The organism is Virgibacillus pantothenticus (assembly GCF_018075365.1).
GTDB lineage: Bacteria > Bacillota > Bacilli > Bacillales > Amphibacillaceae > Virgibacillus > Virgibacillus pantothenticus.
In genome coordinates this window covers 1,561,138-1,579,187 of record NZ_CP073011.1, presented here as the reverse complement: position 1 = coordinate 1,579,187, position 18,050 = coordinate 1,561,138, and the positions used below count along the sequence as shown (strand labels likewise).

The 18,050-nt window shown below is 38.3% G+C and carries 13 protein-coding genes, 1 other RNA gene and 1 other annotated feature; of the genes, 3 read left to right on the top strand and 11 right to left on the bottom strand.

Annotated features, from left to right (window positions below; genetic code table 11):
* Positions 1-30: 30 nt before the first annotated feature.
* From recD2 to cymR, 5 genes are all read right to left on the bottom strand, one after another.
* Positions 31-2,358, bottom strand: coding sequence for an SF1B family DNA helicase RecD2 (gene recD2, locus KBP50_RS07405; RefSeq protein ID WP_050353161.1), 2,328 nt, complete (start codon positions 2,356-2,358; stop codon positions 31-33).
* Positions 2,359-2,379: 21 nt separating this feature from the next.
* A complete protein-coding gene (locus KBP50_RS07400; RefSeq protein ID WP_050353162.1) occupies positions 2,380-3,048 on the bottom strand; it encodes a tetratricopeptide repeat protein in 669 nt (222 codons plus the stop codon).
* Between the two features lie 14 nt (positions 3,049-3,062).
* A complete protein-coding gene (gene mnmA, locus KBP50_RS07395; RefSeq protein WP_373314083.1) occupies positions 3,063-4,169 on the bottom strand; it encodes a tRNA 2-thiouridine(34) synthase MnmA in 1,107 nt (368 codons plus the stop codon).
* Between the two features lie 342 nt (positions 4,170-4,511).
* The gene (locus KBP50_RS07390; RefSeq protein ID WP_050353164.1) at positions 4,512-5,657 is read right to left on the bottom strand and encodes a cysteine desulfurase family protein; all 1,146 of its coding nucleotides are present in this window, start codon (positions 5,655-5,657) and stop codon (positions 4,512-4,514) included.
* Positions 5,658-5,679: 22 nt separating this feature from the next.
* Positions 5,680-6,099, bottom strand: a complete 420-nt coding sequence (gene cymR, locus KBP50_RS07385) for a cysteine metabolism transcriptional regulator CymR (protein ID WP_050353165.1) — start codon at positions 6,097-6,099, stop codon at positions 5,680-5,682.
* Between the two features lie 155 nt (positions 6,100-6,254).
* Between cymR and KBP50_RS07380 the strand changes: the two genes are divergently transcribed.
* Entirely contained in the window at positions 6,255-7,532 is a 1,278-nt protein-coding gene (locus KBP50_RS07380; protein ID WP_050353166.1) for a replication-associated recombination protein A, read from the top strand.
* Between the two features lie 323 nt (positions 7,533-7,855).
* Positions 7,856-8,524 (top strand): RsfA family transcriptional regulator, encoded by a 669-nt coding sequence (locus KBP50_RS07375; RefSeq protein ID WP_050353167.1) that lies wholly within the window; start codon positions 7,856-7,858, stop codon positions 8,522-8,524.
* Positions 8,525-8,595: 71 nt separating this feature from the next.
* On the opposite strand, the gene ssrS is transcribed toward KBP50_RS07375, so the two are convergent.
* The 4 genes from ssrS to KBP50_RS07355 all read right to left on the bottom strand — a co-directional run bounded on the left by ssrS (position 8,596) and on the right by KBP50_RS07355 (position 13,849).
* Positions 8,596-8,780: non-coding RNA, 6S RNA (gene ssrS / locus KBP50_RS07370), on the bottom strand.
* 814 nt (positions 8,781-9,594) lie between these two features.
* Positions 9,595-11,388, bottom strand: coding sequence for an aspartate--tRNA ligase (gene aspS / locus KBP50_RS07365; RefSeq protein WP_050353168.1), 1,794 nt, complete (start codon positions 11,386-11,388; stop codon positions 9,595-9,597).
* Positions 11,381-12,670, bottom strand: a complete 1,290-nt coding sequence (gene hisS / locus KBP50_RS07360; protein ID WP_050353169.1) for a histidine--tRNA ligase — start codon at positions 12,668-12,670, stop codon at positions 11,381-11,383. The genes aspS and hisS overlap by 8 nt, the downstream gene beginning before the upstream one ends.
* A 556-nt stretch (positions 12,671-13,226) precedes the next feature.
* Positions 13,227-13,446: a binding site (T-box leader), on the bottom strand.
* Between the two features lie 226 nt (positions 13,447-13,672).
* Positions 13,673-13,849, bottom strand: a complete 177-nt coding sequence (locus KBP50_RS07355) for a hypothetical protein (RefSeq protein ID WP_169770806.1) — start codon at positions 13,847-13,849, stop codon at positions 13,673-13,675.
* A 177-nt stretch (positions 13,850-14,026) separates the two neighbouring features.
* Here KBP50_RS07355 and KBP50_RS07350 point away from each other — a divergent pair, with 177 nt between their 5' ends.
* The gene (locus KBP50_RS07350) at positions 14,027-15,055 is read left to right on the top strand and encodes an N-acetylmuramoyl-L-alanine amidase family protein (RefSeq protein ID WP_050353170.1); all 1,029 of its coding nucleotides are present in this window, start codon (positions 14,027-14,029) and stop codon (positions 15,053-15,055) included.
* A gap of 30 nt (positions 15,056-15,085) precedes the next feature.
* On the opposite strand, the gene dtd is transcribed toward KBP50_RS07350, so the two are convergent.
* A complete protein-coding gene (dtd, locus tag KBP50_RS07345; RefSeq protein ID WP_050353171.1) occupies positions 15,086-15,532 on the bottom strand; it encodes a D-aminoacyl-tRNA deacylase in 447 nt (148 codons plus the stop codon).
* Between the two features lie 51 nt (positions 15,533-15,583).
* Complete coding sequence (locus KBP50_RS07340; RefSeq protein WP_050353172.1) at positions 15,584-17,785, bottom strand: RelA/SpoT family protein; 2,202 nt, start codon at positions 17,783-17,785, stop codon at positions 15,584-15,586.
* Positions 17,786-18,050: the final 265 nt, after the last annotated feature.

The window sequence follows — 18,050 nt, the reverse complement described above, 5'->3', positions numbered from 1 at the left end:
CTAACCCATTTTCACTAAAAATATACGTTCTTACATAAAATCATACGGCGAAAGATTAGCGTCCTCGATTTCAAGAACGGTTGAATTTTGTCCGTCCTGGTCCTGTTCTTCACCCAGCTTTTCAACTAAGTGCTGCGTCAATGTTGTATACCGCTGATTTTTATGCTTTGTAGCAACACCGTACAAAAATGATTCTTGATCACCGCAGATAATCAACGATTGCTTACTTCTAGTTATAGCTGTATATAATAAGTTTTTCCTTAGCATTCGTTGATATGCTCGAACAACTGGCATAATGACAATCGGAAATTCGCTTCCTTGCGATTTATGAATGGAAATACAATATGCAAGCATAATATTACGATAATCTTTCCGTTCATAAACTACTTCACGGTCTTCGAAAGCAATGACAAGTTGTTCTTCTTGTTCGATATTCTCTTCCTCACGAAAAATAGCTACAACTTCTCCAATATCTCCATTATAAACGCCATCTTCAGGCTGATTGACAAGCTGAATTACCTTGTCACCGGTTCGAAAGATAGCTTCAGCAGTCCTAACTTCTCTTTTTTGTTCTGTTTTTGGATTAATTATTTTTTGGAGCTCTTGATTGAGTTTTGTAATCCCCGCTTCCGAACGATACATTGGTGCAAGAACTTGAATATCCTTTGGCTCAATCCCCTTCTCCACTGCTTTTTTAAATATTTTAGTAATCACATCAACCATTTGTATCTCGTTACAATGAATGAAATTAAAATCATGATCCTTTTGTAAATTCACTGGTTCATCCTTTTTTATTTCATGTGCAAGTTGAATAATTTTCGAGCCTTCTTTTTGCCGATATACTTCTGTCAGCCGAACGTAAGGAATCCGATCAGTACTTAATAAATCAGATAAGACCTGACCAGGACCGACAGACGGCAATTGATCCTCATCGCCAACAATCAGCACTTGCATGTCATCAGGAATAGCTTTAAACAGGTGGTTAGCTAACCAAATATCTACCATTGAAAATTCATCAATAATAATAAACTTCCCACTAAGTGGCTCATGTTCATTCTTTTCAAAGCTTTGATTTCCATCCCATCCCAATAATCGGTGGACCGTCATTGCGGGAAGCCCTGTCGATTCATTTAATCGCTTCGCAGCTCTACCAGTTGGTGCAGTTAGAATAAATGGAAAGTCATCTTTATGATTGTAATCCTCTGGACGAAGCGCTAATTCATGGATTGTGGCGTATGCCTTTAGAATGCCTTTAATAACCGTTGTTTTTCCTGTTCCTGGTCCACCTGTAAGAATCATGACTTTTGCATGGATGGCTTGGTTAATTGCAGTGAATTGCTCTTTACCATAGGATAATATTTCTTCCTCTTCAATATCACCTATAATCTTCATAAGTTCAGCCATGGGAGTTTGGTGCTCGATCGGCTTTTGTAAAATCCGCTTTAACTGCGAACTAAACCCATCCTCAGCATAGTAAAGCGATGGTAAATAAACATTTCCATCTTGGACAATTACTTTTTTATCTTTATTTAAAGCTTTTAATTTATCAATAATCATTGACTCTGTTAATTCTTCTGTATTTAAAAGCGCACAAATAGATGTAATACAAAAATCCATAGGTAAATAAACATGACCATCTTGAACAGAACTTTGCAGTACATAGATACAACCTGCTCCCACTCGAGTAGGATGTGTAGCCGGCAAACCCATTTGTCTAGCAATTTCATCAGCAGTCCGAAAACCAAACCCTTCAATATCAAACACAAATTGGTACGGATCTGCTTCTAATAACTGAATAGCTTCATCTTTATAATGTTGATAGATCTTTTGAGCCATTTTTAAACCAATATTATATTGAGCTAAATAAACAGCAACATGTTCAAACCCTTGATTTTCTTGTATAGTAGCGCGTAATTGATCCGCCGCTTTCTCTTTTATCCCTGGAACAGTATATAAAGCTTCTGGATCATCAATAATTTTTGAAATTGCATTTTCACCTAGTTGCTGAACAATTTTGGTAGCTGTTTTTTTGCCAATACCATAAAATAGATCACTGGATAAATAAGCAATTAATCCTTCTTTCGTATCAGGAATAAATGTTTTGTAAGAAGTCACTTTATATTGAGTGCCAAATCGTGGATGCTTGTCAAATATGCCATAGAAATAATAGCTTGTTTCCGGCTGCAGATTAAAAAAATAACCCTTAATTACAATCGTTTTATCCTCAAAGGCTTCGTTTGTATCCAACACTTTAATTTTGGCAATCGAAAAATGCTCCGCCTCATTTTGAAAAATCAAATGAAGGAGTTCGCCTCGAATATAGCTTTCATGCTCAGCCATTTGTTTTATTTGTTCCATCCAAAACACTCCATCTTCTTACTACTGTCTTTCATGGAGGTAAGCAGTTACTCTTTTTCGACCGTTGGCTGCCAAAACATGGTCTGGCTGAATACGTAATGCTTCCTCAAAATGCTCTAACGCCTTCTCAGGTTGCTCATCATATAGCGCTATAACGCCTAAGTTATAGTACGCATCACTATGATTATCATTCTTCTGAAGGACTTTGTAAAAAATTTCTTCCGCCTCTTTTAAGTGCTCACATTGTGCTAGGCTCAATCCGTATTGAAAGAGGAATTCTTCATCATCCGGATTGAGTTCCACTGCTCGCAATAAATAAGGTAAAGCCAATTTATGATACTTCTGATGTTGTAGAGTCATCCCTAGTAGATAATAGGTATCTGCTTCCATTAATCCGTATTCTATCGCTGTTTGTAAATGTTTCTGAGCTTTAGCATACAGCGACTGCTCATAATAGAGATTACCCAAACCATAATGAGCAGTTGCTGCATACGGATCCAATTCAATTGCCTTTTCAAAAAAGCGTTGTGCTCGTTCTGCATCTTGCATATGCAACAGGAGGTTACCAAAATTTGTATACCCCACTGGATCATTGGGATGCTCTTCAATAATTTCCGCAAATAATGCAGCAGCTTTGTCCAGCTTACTATTTTGCATTAGTGCTATAGCTTGTTGTAGCTTGTCCTTCATTGTAAAACTCCTCGTTATCCTACATAATCAAGTCGATGTTCACTTTTAAAAATTTGGTCAATCGTCCCACCGCCAAGACATACTTCTCCGTTATAAAAAACAACTGCTTGCCCCGGAGTGATTGCCCGCTGGCTTTCTTTAAATTCAACATGGACCTGATTATCGTCCATTACCGTCACCGTTACAGGACTATCTTCTTGACGATAGCGAAATTTTGCTGTACATGTGAAGCTTTTATTTATTTTATCGGGATGGATCCAATTAACATCTGTTGCTGTAAGTGCGTCGGAGTATAGTTTTTCATTGCTATATCCTTGTTCCACGTACAAAATATTTTTCGGGATATTTTTGCCGACCACAAACCACGGGTCTCCTGCTCCGCCAATACCGAGCCCTTGTCGTTGACCAATCGTATAATACATCAACCCATCGTGTCGTCCTTTCACCACACCATCCAACGTTTGCATTTCTCCTGGTTGTGCAGGAATATATTCACTTAAAAATGCTTTAAAGTTCCGTTCTCCAATAAAGCATATACCTGTACTGTCTTTTTTGGTCGCTGTTGCAAGATCATGTTCTTTGGCTATTTTTCTTACTTCTGATTTTGGTAAATGGCCAAGTGGAAACATCACTTTTGCCAAAACATCTTCCGTTAATTGATTCAGAAAATACGTTTGGTCCTTATTATTATCGACACCTCGTAACATTTCATAACGGCCATCCTTTTCACGTACCCGTGCATAATGACCTGTCGCAACATAATCAGCACCCAATGACAATGCATGTTCTAAAAATGCTTTGAATTTTATTTCTTTATTACACATGACGTCTGGATTAGGGGTTCTTCCAGCTTTATATTCATCTAAAAAATACGTAAATACTTTGTCCCAATATTGTTTTTCAAAATTAACTGCATAATATGGGATATCCAGTTGGTTACAAACTCTTACTACATCTTCAAAATCCTCTGTTGCTGTACAAACACCAAATTCATCTGTATCATCCCAATTTTTCATAAAAATACCAACAACATCATAACCTTGCTGTTTTAAAAGCAGAGCGGCTACAGAAGAATCTACACCTCCACTCATACCAATAACTACTCTTGTATCTTGATTCATATTAATCATCCTTTAATTTTTATAAAGTGGCGTTTTTTGTATGGAAGCCTTTATTGACCCTACGAAGAAAGAGAACAAAGGCTAACATCTTAGGAGTAGGGATACTTAAAGCTTTTCACTAGCATAACCTTTTCCCTATTGCAACACCTTTATACCAAACATCATGTCCTGCATTCCTTTATTCTAAATTGGAAAATGACAGCAACTTACAGGTGGGATAAAGGTGAAACCTCTCAGTCAACAGGTGTCTTCTTTTTCGGATGACTGGTAGTCGAACCAATGGGCATTTAGTTGCCGTTCTTCTTTTTAGTTTCGGCGCATTCCTTAAAAGACTACGGCAGTTTACAGGCGAGACAAACGCTTCACGCTTTTAGCTACACGTTGAGCAGCAGTGTTTATATTTTCGGCAGTATTAGCCAGTCCAAAGCTAAACCGGATTGAGTTTGTCGTACATTCATGTCCTTTTCCAAACATAGCAGTAAGTACATGAGAAGGTTCTACAGATCCTGCAGTACAGGCACTCCCACTAGAAGCTGCGATTCCATCCAAATCTAAATTCGTTAATAATGCCTCCACATTTGTTTTAGGAAAACTAATATTCACGATGGAAGCAATCGTAGACTGTTGGTCTCCATTGATTTGAAAATCAATTTCTTGCTCACGCAAACGGGCAATAAATTGTTGCTTGAAACCTTCGTATGTCTTGATCCGTTGCTCTCTTTCATCTATCGCTAATGTTACTGCCTTTTCAAATCCTGCAATCCGTGCTACATCTTCTGTCCCTGCGCGGCGTTTTCTTTCTTGTTCTCCACCATATTGCAACGATTGAAGCTTCACATTTTCATTAGCATAAAGAAAGCCAATACCCTTTGGTCCGTTAATTTTATGCGCAGATACAGTCAACATATCCACGCCTAATTCACGAACATCGATATCTATTAAACCAAAAGCCTGAACGGCATCAGTATGGAAATAAGCTTGATGATTCTCTAGTTCTGCAGCAATCTCTTTAATCGGTTGTACCACTCCAGTTTCATTATTTACATACATAACAGAAACTAAAATTGTTTCATTGGTTAGCGCATTGCTTACGTCCTCGACAGCTATTTTTCCATCTTCTTTTACTTGCAGGTATGTCACATGAAAGCCTTCTTTTTCCAATTGTTCAGCTGTGTGTAATACCGCATGATGCTCTTGGGAAGACACAATAATATGCTTTCCTTTATCCTGATTGGCTCTTGCTACCCCAATCAAAGCTAAATTATCCGCTTCTGTCCCGCCACTTGTAAAGATCATTTCCTTTTCCCCTGCACCAATACTTTTGGCAATATTTAACCTGGCAGTGTCCACCAACTTTCTCGCTTTTCTACCAAAGGCATGTACGCTGGATGGATTACCAAACACTTCGCCTTCTATTTCACACATGTGCTTTAATACCTCCGGATGAACAGGAGTAGTTGCTGCATGATCTAAATAGATATGTTCCACAAATATCTTTCCTTCCTACCTTTTAAATATAAAACATATAAGCATCCTGTGGTTCATCGTCATTATGCTCAGCTAAATCTTTTAACGTAGTTGTATCCAACACGTCTTTTACAGCATCACGAATTCTTAGCCATAAAGCTTGCTTAGCCGGTTCTTCATCTTCTATTCCTTCTACAGGTGTAATCGGACCTTCCAATACACGAATAATATCACCTGCTTTTATATCCATTGGCTCCTTTGCCAATACATAGCCACCATATGCACCGCGAATACTCCGAATTAAGCCCGCATTTCTCAAAGGGGAAGCTAACTGCTCTAAATAATGCTCCGATAATTGATTTTCTTTGGCAATTTGTTTAAGGGAAGTTGGTCCTTTGCCATGACATTTCGCTAGATGTATCATAAGAGTAAGACCATATCTTCCTTTCGTTGAAATTTTCATATCAAACACCTCAATTTAATTAACGTTCCATACATACTCATACATGATATTATAGCATGGAACACAAATGACTTGCATACGATTCACTTCTATAATGCATGTCGATCAACATGTAACGCTAAATAAGCATCATTATAATATAAAGGACGGTATAAATGAAACAAAAACCACTTGCGTTTCAAATGAGACCAGAGCATATTGACGATATTATTGGACAAGAACATTTAGTTGGCGAAGGAAAGATCATTCGTCGCATGGTAGCTGCTGAAAGGCTTGCATCCATGATATTATTCGGACCTCCAGGAACTGGTAAAACATCTATGGCTTTGGCCTTAGCCAAAAGTTTAGGCAAGCAAGTAAAAACATTAAATGCAGTCACCGATAAGAAAAAAGATATGGAGATTGTTGTAGAAGAGGCCAAAATGACAGGGCAAATAGTTCTTATTTTGGATGAGGTACATCGTTTGGATAAAGCGAAGCAAGACTTTTTACTTCCACATTTGGAAAATAATCTAATTATCTTGATCGGCTGTACAACTAGTAACCCTTATCATTCCATTAACCCAGCAATTCGCAGTAGATGTCATTTATTTGAATTGCATAAACTAACAAGTGACCATGTTAAGGAAGCCATTAAACGGGCGATGACAGATGAAGCAAAAGGATATGGTAAGAAATCCATTCAACTTTCTGATGAAGCATTGGACCATTTTGCAATAAGCGCTAATGGAGATCTGCGAGCTGCATTAAATGGCTTTGAATTAGCTGTTTCATCCACACCTGAAAATGAGGAAAACCATATTTCTATCACTTTGACTATAGCAGAAGAATGTATGCAAAAAAAGAGCTTTTCCCATGATAAAAATGGTGACGCACATTATGATGTGCTTTCTGCATTTCAAAAATCTATTCGCGGCAGTGATGTTGATGCTTCGCTTCACTATTTAGCCAGATTAGTGGAAGCTGGAGATCTCGACAGTATTGCCCGGAGAATGATTGTAACTGCTTATGAGGATATTGGTCTAGCCAACCCTCAAGCCGGCCCCCGAGCATTAGCAGCAGTACAGGCTGCAGAGCGTCTAGGCTTTCCTGAAGCAAGAATCCCGTTGGCTGTTGCGATTATAGAGTTGTGCCTATCTCCTAAATCGAATACTGCCTATAAAGCGTTAGACAAAGCTTTACACGATGTGAGAAGTGGAAAAGGCGGAGAAGTTCCAGCCCATATTAAAGACGCGCATTATGCTGGTGCAAAATTATTAGGCAGAGGCACTCAGTATCAATATCCACATGATTACGATCACGGCTGGGTAAAGCAGCAATATTTGCCGGATGCAATTAAACATAAACAATACTATGAACCTAAGGCTACTGGAAAATTTGAACAAGCTATGAAACAAGTTTATGAGAAAATCAGGAAAGATAAACAGAATTAACGTATAAGTTGCAACTTCTTTGGTAACAATAAGATTTAACGAGATAACGTGATACTTCTTTCAGTAGGAATTTTTCAGCTTATACTGAATGTTAGTTGAACGAATCAGGTATTTAGGTGCGGTTATCTCCCTCTTAGACTTCTTTGTATCCTTCATTGAATTAATGAAACGGGGGGCTTATAAGCACCTTAATGCCAGATAAATTAAATCTATTAATGTTGTTCAAAAGTAGGAAAATGTACAGCTTCACTTTGAAGCAAACATGTCTTTTACACTACCTATCTTGAACAATAAGTTGTTACGTAAAAAGGAGTGGAACAAAAATGGCAAAGGTTAGACAAGATGCATGGTCGCATGAAGATGATTTATTATTGGCAGAAACCGTATTACGCCACATAAGAGAAGGAAGTACACAATTAAATGCTTTCGAAGAGGTTGGAGATAAATTAAATCGCACTTCTGCCGCTTGTGGCTTTCGATGGAATGCAGAAATACGTAATAAGTACGTGAATGCTATTGATCTTGCAAAACGTCAACGAAAAGAAAAGAAACGAGCTATGGCAAAAGCAGGAAAGGTTGAGCATAAGCCAACCATTGTAGCTTCTACGAGACAAAAGCAAGAACCAGAGCACAATCAAACGTTTACTGACATTCCAATGAATTCCGCATCTGATTTAACAATGGATAAGGTAATTCAATTTTTAAGAGGGTTAGAAAAAAAGTCATTGGATTCAAATCAATCAAAAGCCTCTCTTGAACAGGTACAAAAAGAAAAAGAAGCATTACAAAAACAAGTAGATACATTGAACCGAGAGTTACAGCAAACAAAAACTCAGTTAACAACCATGCAGGAAGATTATCAAGCTTTTATCCAAATTATGGATAGAGCCAGAAAAATGACTGTACTAGAAGATCAAGGCACGTTGACTGCCCCAGCCTTCCGAATGGACAAAAACGGTAATTTGCAGCAGTTGGCGCAAGGATCAAACTAAGATATTCTTATAGAACTTAAAAAACCTACATTGCTAAAGGAATCGTCCTTTTAAGCAATGTAGGTTTTTTTAGCAGTCCCGATCGTGCCGTCCAGTATAAAGCTTTGATCCCGCTCATGGCAGGTGGGTGCTCTGTTCTATATTTATTGTGCTTCCTCATGGTTAAGGCCCGCACGCAACATAGAAACAAACGAGCTCCCAATTATAAAGGTGTTCGGTCAAAACACTTTGGTACGGACGAACACATCAGGATTCTACTGTTTGTAAATTTATTTTAACATGTCATTTCTAAAAAAATCAATCCTTAACCTTTCCCTAAATTTACGGAAGCTACTTTCACCTTGTGATTTTCTTGTTTTAATGCCGATTCGATTAGAAAAACTTGGCTTGTCGCCAAGTCTTCTGGCGGAAGCCTTTGTTTTTCTTATACTATAAACCAAAAAAATCTTATACTCTCCTATAGTGGAACAAAGGCGCGGGGCGCCCGTTTAGCAACGTAGTGAATGGAACGAATCAACTAAAGATAAAGAAATCATGCCACTAAAAACAGGGGTATGCCGACGTCTGGGCGGCAAGCCCGTTCTTAGTCGGCCTTCCTCTTTGCGACGAACCGATGAGGCCTTATCGTAGGGCGCATTTCTAAAGTCGCATCGTTGCTGGGCTCATGCGCGGGACGTGGCTAGTCGGTTATTTCGTTATCTCCAAGCACCTAACTTTATACTTTTGTATGAAAAAAAGCTATTTACCATTATATAAGTTATTTATTTTAGGTAGTATTTCAAGGATCTAAACATTATAAAGCAAAATTTTTCTAATAGATGGTGGTTTCTTATCTTATGAAAAAATGGTTACTCTTTTGGTTTTTGACTATAGTATCGTTTATAAAGCTGTTAGGACTTATCGTATTGTTTACTATCCGGATACTACTTTTCTCATTTTTCATGAAACATACCAGCCTTAACTTCATACACACTTTATATCATTCTGTTTATGAACATGTAGGCCCATTACATCAAGAAGCATCTGCATCCTTTATCTTACTTTGCCATACGCTAACGAGTTTCGAAAATCTATTTATCTGCAGCTTTGTCTTCCTTATGAGAAATTAGTTGGATGGATAATTCATCTAATTGTGTCTTGTCTACTTCACTTGGTGCATTCGTTAATAGATCAGAAGCAGAAGCTGTTTTCGGGAATAAAATCGTATCTCTTAGATTCGTTCTTCCGGCTAAAAGCATAACGATTCGATCCAATCCTAAGGCTACACCTCCATGTGGCGGTGCCCCATATTCTAAAGCTTCTAACAAGAAACCAAATTGTTCTCTTGCGTCAGTTTCAGAAAATCCTAACACCTTAAACATTTCCTGTTGTAGCTCCGTTTGATGAATACGAATAGACCCTCCACCTAATTCATATCCATTTAATACTAAATCATATGCATTTGCTTTGACATTTTCCGGCTCTGTATCAAGCTTTTCTCTATCCGCTGCTACAGGCGAAGTAAATGGGTGGTGTGCTGCAAAGTACCTGCCTTGCTCCTCGTCATATTCCAGTAATGGCCAGTCTGTCACCCAGAGAAAATGAAATGCAGATTGGTCAATTAAACCTAATTCTTTCCCAAGTTTTAAGCGTAACGCACCTAAACTATCATAAACAATATTCGTTTTGTCAGCTACGAATAATAACAAGTCTCCATCTTCAGCTTGTGCTGCTTCCAATAATGCTGTTTTTTCTTCTTCGGAAATAAATTTGGCAATTGGTCCTTTTAATTCAGCACCTTCTACTTTGAACCATGCTAGACCTTTGGCTCCATATACTTTTACAAATTCTGTTAGCTTGTCAATATCTTTCCGAGAAAACGCCGTGGCCTGTTGCTTCACATTTAGTAATGCCACTAATCCTCCAGACTCAATAGTGCTTTGAAACACTTTAAAATTGGAATTTTTCACGATATCAGCTACATGAATAAGTTCCATACCAAAACGAGTATCAGGTTTATCAGAACCATAACGTGCCATTGCTTCTTCATAAGGCATTCTCTTTAGCGGCAGTGAGATGTCAATCCCTTTCACTTCTTTCATGACATACTGCATCATTTGTTCCGTTAATTGCATAATTTCATCGCTTGTTAAGAACGATGTCTCAATATCAATTTGTGTAAATTCAGGCTGGCGATCCGCTCGTAAATCTTCATCACGAAAACAACGGGCAATCTGATAATACTTTTCGAATCCCCCCATCATAATCAGCTGTTTGAATAGTTGAGGAGACTGTGGCAAAGCATAAAACTCACCCTTATGAACACGGCTTGGAACCAGATAGTCCCTTGCTCCTTCCGGGGTACTTTTCGTTAATATAGGGGTTTCCATCTCTAAAAAATGCTGCTCATTTAAAAAGTGCCGAACCGCCTGTGTGATTTGATGACGTAACTTAAACGTATCCTGTAATGGCTGACGTCGCAAATCAAGATAACGATACGTTAATCGTAAATCTTCGGAAGTTTCTGCTTTATCTTGAATAGCAAACGGCGGTGTTTTTGCTTTATTTAAAACGGTAATTGCTGAAACAATTACTTCAATTTCACCTGTTTTCATATTAGGGTTAATCGTAGATGCATCACGTTTTACAACGGTTCCTTCTACTTCAACCACATACTCACTACGAACCGTTTCTGCTATTTCTAACGCTGTCTGCGAATGATCCGGGTTAAAAACGATTTGAACCGTACCAGATGCATCACGTAAATCGATAAATATTAATCCTCCTAAATCGCGTCGCTTTTGTACCCAACCTTTCAAAAGTACAGACTCGTTTACATTCGTTTCGCTTAATGTGCCTGCCATGATGCGTTGATGCTTACTCATGTCCCTTTCCTCCTAAACACTTTTCCTTCATAAAGCCAATCAATTTATCTTTAGCTATCGTTTCTTGGTTTCCAGTGCTCATTTCTTTTACTGTAACGGTTTGATCTTCGAGCTCATTCTCGCCGATAATTAATACATATTTCGCCAGATAACGGTCGGCTGCTTTCAATTGCCCTTTCATTTTTTTACCTAAATAATCCTTATCTGCCTGTACACCATATTTGCGCAGAATGGAAACGAGCTGTACTGCCTCTTTTTGCGCTTGGTTATCAACTGCTACTACATAAGCCTCAAGAGAACGATCCACAGGAATCACTTGATTCTCCGCATCTAACGCCATCAGTAGCCTTTCAAGCCCCATCCCAAAGCCGATGCCTGGTGTGCTTGGTCCGCCTAATTGTTCGGCAAGGCCATTGTACCTGCCGCCTCCAGCTAAAGTAGTAATTGCACCAAAACCATCTGCTTCACTCATAATTTCAAACGCAGTATGATTATAATAATCGAGACCACGGACTAAATTTTTATCTACTTCATATGCAATGCCCATCACATCTAAATATTCTTTTACTTGTTCAAAATAATCTCTGGAGGAATCATTTAAATAATCCAGAATAGATGGAGCTGTTCGCATTGCTGGATGTTCCCGATCCTGCTTACAATCAAGAACGCGTAACGGGTTGTTTTCTAAACGCATTTGACAATCGGAGCAGAGTTCGTGCTTATGTGGAGAAAAATGTGCAATAAGTGCTTGCCTGTGATTTTCTCTGCTTTCCTTGTCTCCAAGTGAGTTAATAACTAATTTTAACGATGTTAAGCCCATTTCCCGGTAACAGCTCATTGCTAAATCAATTACTTCGGCATCGACAGCTGGATCAGCACTGCCTAGCACTTCAACTCCAAATTGGTTCAACTGTCGCATTCTTCCTTTTTGTGGACGTTCATATCGAAACATTTCGGCAAAGTAATACAGTTTCGTAGGCTGGTTCGCTTGCCCGTACATTTTATGTTCTACATAGGCTCGAACTACTGGAGCTGTTCCCTCAGGACGCAACGTAATACTTCTTCCCCCACGATCCTCAAACGTGTACATTTCTTTTTGAACAATATCTGTCGTATCTCCTACTCCTCGTTGAAATACTTCTGTATGTTCAAATAAAGGCGTCCGTATTTCTTCATAATGAAATCTGCGGCATACCTGCTTAATTGTTTCCTCTACCCACTGCCACTTCCTGGAATCCCCAGGTAATACGTCTGCTGTCCCTCGTGGCGCTTTATAACTCATCTTAATAACCTCCTAATGGTAAAAATTCATTGTTTTGCAAAATTCACTTGATTACTTGGAATTGTTTTCATATTGTCTTTTACAAGTATACATTTTATTTAAGCTGCGAAACTCATTTGGCATCTAGTGTTACTTGAACGAAAAACCGATATTTTAAAGCGAATCTTCATCCAATCGGAAGTTTCTCCCATCTACTGCTAAATAAAAGCAGAACCAGGCGGCAAGCCCGTTTTTAGTCGGCATTCCTCTTAGCGACGAACCGATGATGCCTTATCGTAGGGCGCATTTCTAAAGGCGCATCGTTGCTGGGGGATGGAGCCAGACGTACCTAGTCGGTTATTTCGTTATCCCCGAACACCTCATTTTATACTTTTGTATGAAAAAGAACTCTATTTAGCACTCTCTAACTCATATATTTTAGACAGTATTTTAAGAATCTAAACATTATAAAGCAAAAGTTTTTCATGATAGATGGTGGCTCGCGCTCTAGGCGAGCCATGCTGGTTTCTTAACTTAATAAATAAAAAACCCTCGTCCCCCTATTATTTTTCAATAAATAAGGGACGAGAGTTTTACCCGCGTTGCCACCCTAGTTGATGTTATGTACATCCGCTTCATGCAGTTAACGCCTGCGATACGTTTATACCTACTAGAAATTCGATATAAAACCTCTGGAACGTCTTTCATTGGGCCGACCATGCAAAATGCTTCCAGCCAACGGCATTTTTTCTCTGGACAGTTCGGTTGCCAATTACTTTTTCCTTCATAGGTCTCTCGATTATATACAATTACAATAAGGAAGAGGGTTTTCTTCCCTAGATTCAAAAATAAAGACCGCTTACGAAATAGGGCGTTTTGGTATGTCATTTCCCACTTTGACTTTTTGTAATATGGATTTCGCCAATCTTGAAGTGGGAGTCTTACAGCGCCTTATATGCGGATAAATTCGATATTAGCAATACTTATGAATGTATATTATATTAATCGTTCCTAGTTATTCTGTCAAGCGCGATTTATCTTCTTCTTTAATATATTTACTTCTCTTAGCGATAGTCCTAGCTGCTCTGCCATTTCCATATGATTTGCTTCCGCTTCTACTAATTCTAAGAATTGATGTAGATTCACTCCAAACACTTCTTTATATTGATGAGCATTCCATTGCTTTTCAGATGTACGCATATGAAGTATAACCTCCTCTTTCGATTAGCTTTGCCAACCCAGTTAATTTTTATTATACTTAAAAGTAAGGTTGAACAATCATACAGAAATCACAGTTTATTTTTGCACTCGAATTCTTACCAGAACAATTGTTTAGCACAAAAAAATGGTAACGTTATCACATTTGGAGGTATCTTTTTGAATAAACGAATAGCATCCGCTTTCATCTCATTAATGATCATTAGCTTGCACTGGGACATGCCTGTCGCTGCTGAACAGCAAGGAACCGTAACTGAAAATAACGTAACGGTACGCCGCGGACCGGGAACGGATTTTCAGAAGATTACTCAAACCAACGAAGGAGATACATATACCGTGACCCAACAGCAATCGGAATGGGTGGAAATCCAATTAGATAACGGTGCAGGATGGATTCACACCAACTATATAAATATAGATGAGGTAGCGATTACGCCAACAAAGATCACTATTCCAAATCCAAACACCCAAATTCGCAGTGGACCTTCTACGGATGACCCTATTTCTCATTTTGCTGATAAGGGAAGTACATTTAACGTTATTTCTTCAGGTGGGGATTGGTATGAAATTAAAAATGAAGCAATCCATGGATATATTTACAAGTCACTTACTAAAGCCATTCCTAATTCAAGTAAAAGTAACTTTACCAACAAATCGATTGTTATCGACGCTGGACATGGTGGAAGGGATGTTGGAGCGATAGGTGCAACTGAAACTTTGGAAAAAGACGTGACCTTTTTAACCGCTCAAGAATTAAAAAAAGAACTGACCATGCTTGGTGCAGATGTCCGATTAACAAGACCAAGAGATGATTTCATACCTCTAAATAGCAGGATTAGTTATAGTAACAATTTCAAGACAGACGTATTTATTAGTTTACACTATAACAGCGTACCGGGCTTACCAAATGTTACAGGAATTGAGTCTTATTACTTTCAAGATAACAACCAAGATTTAGCCTCCTTGATTCAAAAGGGATTAATTAATGCAACGCAATCGGACGACCGTGGGACATCATTTGGTGATTATTTAGTTCTTCGGCAAAATATGAAATCAGCGATTTTAATAGAATTAGGGTTTATTTCAAATCAAGCTGAAGAATCACGTCTTCAAACGACGATGTATCAAAAACAGCTCGTATCTGGAATTATACAAGGATTAGGGGCTTATTTTGCGAATTATAAATAAACAGGAACAACCATTTGAGGTTTGTTCCTGTCACCCCTCTTTACTATCCATGACCAACGTCACAGGACCGGAATTCGTTAATTGCACATCCATCATCGCACCAAATGCTCCTGTTTCTATATGGACACCTTCTTGAGCAATGAAACGATTAAACTGAAGATACAATTCATTTGCTTGTTCAGGTTTTGCTGCCTTCATAAAATTCGGTCTGCGCCCTTTTTTCGTATCACCATACAGCGTGAATTGAGAAATGGATAGAATACTTCCGTTCACATCTTTTAACGACAAATTCAGCTTTTGTTGTTCATCTTCAAAAACACGTAAATGTACGATTTTTTTCGCTAAATAGGCGGCGTCTTCCCACGTATCTTCATGAGTCACTCCTAATAGAACAACGAAGCCATGTTCAATCTGCCCAATTATCGAATCATGAACGGAAACACTTGCTGCATTTGCGCGTTGAACGACTGCTCTCATGATACTCCCCTTTTCTATAATTTCGCTTGCCTTTTCGAGGCATGACCATCATTACTGCAACGTACGTTTTACTGCATAAACATCCGGGATTTGCTTTATTCGTTCGACAATTTTACGAAGATGTCCTGTATTATGGATTAGGATCGTAATTTGAATAATTGCCATTTTATTTCGATCCGACCGTCCATTAACGTACGTGATATTCGTCTTTGTTTCATTTACTGCCTGTAGTACTTCGTTCACTAGTCCTCTGCGATCAAAACCAGAAATTTCTAAATCAACATGGTATTGTTTCTGTTCAGTACGATTATTTTCCCACTCAACATGCAAAAAGCGTTGTTTCGCTTCCTCCGTCTGTACATTGGGACAGTCAGATCGATGAACAGACACACCTCTGCCTTTTGTAATATAGCCAACAATTTGATCACCAGGTACCGGGTTACAGCATTTCGACAATCGAACCAGCAGATTATCGATCCCCTCTACTTTCACACCCGAATCACGTTTATTAACTTTCTTTTGCTTTACATCTGTTTTTACTTCTTCAATAGTTTGTTCAAGAGCTTGTTGTTTTTCGCGAGATTGTCTTAATTTTTCTGTTAATTTTGTGGCAATGGCAGCAGCCGTAATTCCTTGATAACCAACAGCTGCATACATATCATCTGCGCTAGAAAAATTATACTTCTCGTACACACGCTGCAAATCTTCTTGTGTTAAGACATCTTTTGGCTCTATATTAAGGCTCCGAATTTCACGATCAACTGCTTCTTTCCCCTTTAATACATTTTCTTCACGACGTTGTTTTTTGAAAAATTGCTTTATTTTACTTTTCGCCTGTGAAGTCTGGGTTATTTTAAGCCAATCTTGCGAAGGTCCATAAGAATGTTTTGACGTCATTACTTCAACGATATCGCCGTTTTTCAACTTATAATCAAGTGGTTCCATCTTACCGTTCACTTTAGCTCCAATCGTTTTATTCCCGATTTCCGTATGAATCTTATAAGCAAAATCTAACGGCACAGAACCAGCAGGAAGTTCAATGACATCTCCTTTTGGAGTAAATACATATACCATGTCAGAGAATAAATCAACCTTTAAGGATTCCATAAATTCTTCTGCATCATGTGTATCGTTTTGCCACTCCAAAATCTCCCGAAACCATGTCAATTTTTCTTCAAAGGATTGCTTATCCATATTTACTTGCTTACCTTCTTTGTAAGCCCAATGAGCAGCAATTCCATATTCAGCGATTTCATGCATTTCTCTTGTACGAATTTGCACTTCTAAAGGATCCCCTTTGGGACCAATCACTGTCGTGTGCAAAGATTGATAAAGGTTTGGCTTTGGCATCGCAATATAATCTTTAAACCTTCCAGGCATTGGTTTCCAACATGTATGAATAATACCCAGAACAGCATAGCAATCCTTAATACTATTGACCAAAATCCGGACAGCAAGTAAATCATAGATTTCATTAAATTGCTTATTTTGTTTGACCATTTTACGATAAATGCTGTATAAATGCTTTGGTCTACCAGATAATTCTGCTTCAATATTCATTTCTCTTAATTGTTTGGAAACTTGTTCCATTACTTCCCTAATATATGATTCGCGCTGCTCTCTTTTTTGCTTCATCAATTGAACGATTCGATAATATTGCTGTGGGTTTAAATAGCGCAATGCCGTATCCTCTAATTCCCATTTAATTGTCGAAATCCCTAATCGATGAGCAAGCGGGGAAAAGATTTCTAACGTTTCATTTGCTATTCGCCGCTGTTTTTCCGGAGGTAAATGCTTCAACGTACGCATATTATGCAAGCGATCAGCTAATTTAATTAAAATCACACGAATATCCTTTGCCATTGCAACAAACATTTTTCGATGATTTTCTGCTTGCTGCGCCTCTTTCGATTTATACTTTATCTTCCCTAATTTAGTAACCCCATCAACTAGCATAGCAACTTCATGATTAAACGCTTCCTCAACATCTTCTACAGACACATTCGTATCTTCAACCACATCATGTAGAAATCCTCCTGCAATCGTTTCAGCATCCATCCCTAGTTCTGTTAGTATTCCAGCCACCTGTACAGGATGAATAATATACGGCTCGCCAGATTTTCTAAACTGTTCGGCATGAGCCTCTTCGGCAAATTCGTATGCTTGGCGAATAAAAGCAGTATCCTCTTCCGACAGATACTGACCTGCCTTATTTAAAATATCATCTATTGTCATAATATCGGTTTTTGCCATTAAAAATCACCTTTATTCGCTATATCGAGTCTAATTATTACTTTAAATAGTTACATTATATGCTTTTAACCTGCATGTGTCCATTGTTAGAATCAGCCAAATTAGGATAACTTAGAGAAAATTCAAGTTTGAACAAACTTATAAGTCTAATCACTCCATAGAATTAATACATTTTTTATGATTAAGAAGTACGAAGAGCGTAAGCACACGTTTAGCAATGACAACCGGGCTCCATTCAAATTCCCCCCGTATATAAGGTGCTGTA

Excerpts from the sequence above, each read along its gene's own strand:
- recD2 (WP_050353161.1), bottom strand. The coding sequence starts at position 2,358 with ATGGAACAAATAAAACAAATGGCTGAGCATGAAAGCTATATTCGAGGC.
- KBP50_RS07400 (WP_050353162.1), bottom strand. The coding sequence starts at position 3,048 with ATGAAGGACAAGCTACAACAAGCTATAGCACTAATGCAAAATAGTAAG.
- mnmA (WP_373314083.1), bottom strand. The coding sequence starts at position 4,169 with ATGAATCAAGATACAAGAGTAGTTATTGGTATGAGTGGAGGTGTAGAT.
- cymR (WP_050353165.1), bottom strand. The coding sequence starts at position 6,099 with ATGAAAATTTCAACGAAAGGAAGATATGGTCTTACTCTTATGATACAT.
- KBP50_RS07380 (WP_050353166.1), top strand. The coding sequence starts at position 6,255 with ATGAAACAAAAACCACTTGCGTTTCAAATGAGACCAGAGCATATTGAC.
- KBP50_RS07375 (WP_050353167.1), top strand. The coding sequence starts at position 7,856 with ATGGCAAAGGTTAGACAAGATGCATGGTCGCATGAAGATGATTTATTA.
- aspS (WP_050353168.1), bottom strand. The coding sequence starts at position 11,388 with ATGAGTAAGCATCAACGCATCATGGCAGGCACATTAAGCGAAACGAAT.
- hisS (WP_050353169.1), bottom strand. The coding sequence starts at position 12,670 with ATGAGTTATAAAGCGCCACGAGGGACAGCAGACGTATTACCTGGGGAT.
- KBP50_RS07355 (WP_169770806.1), bottom strand. The coding sequence starts at position 13,849 with ATGCGTACATCTGAAAAGCAATGGAATGCTCATCAATATAAAGAAGTG.
- dtd (WP_050353171.1), bottom strand. The coding sequence starts at position 15,532 with ATGAGAGCAGTCGTTCAACGCGCAAATGCAGCAAGTGTTTCCGTTCAT.
- KBP50_RS07340 (WP_050353172.1), bottom strand. The coding sequence starts at position 17,785 with ATGGCAAAAACCGATATTATGACAATAGATGATATTTTAAATAAGGCA.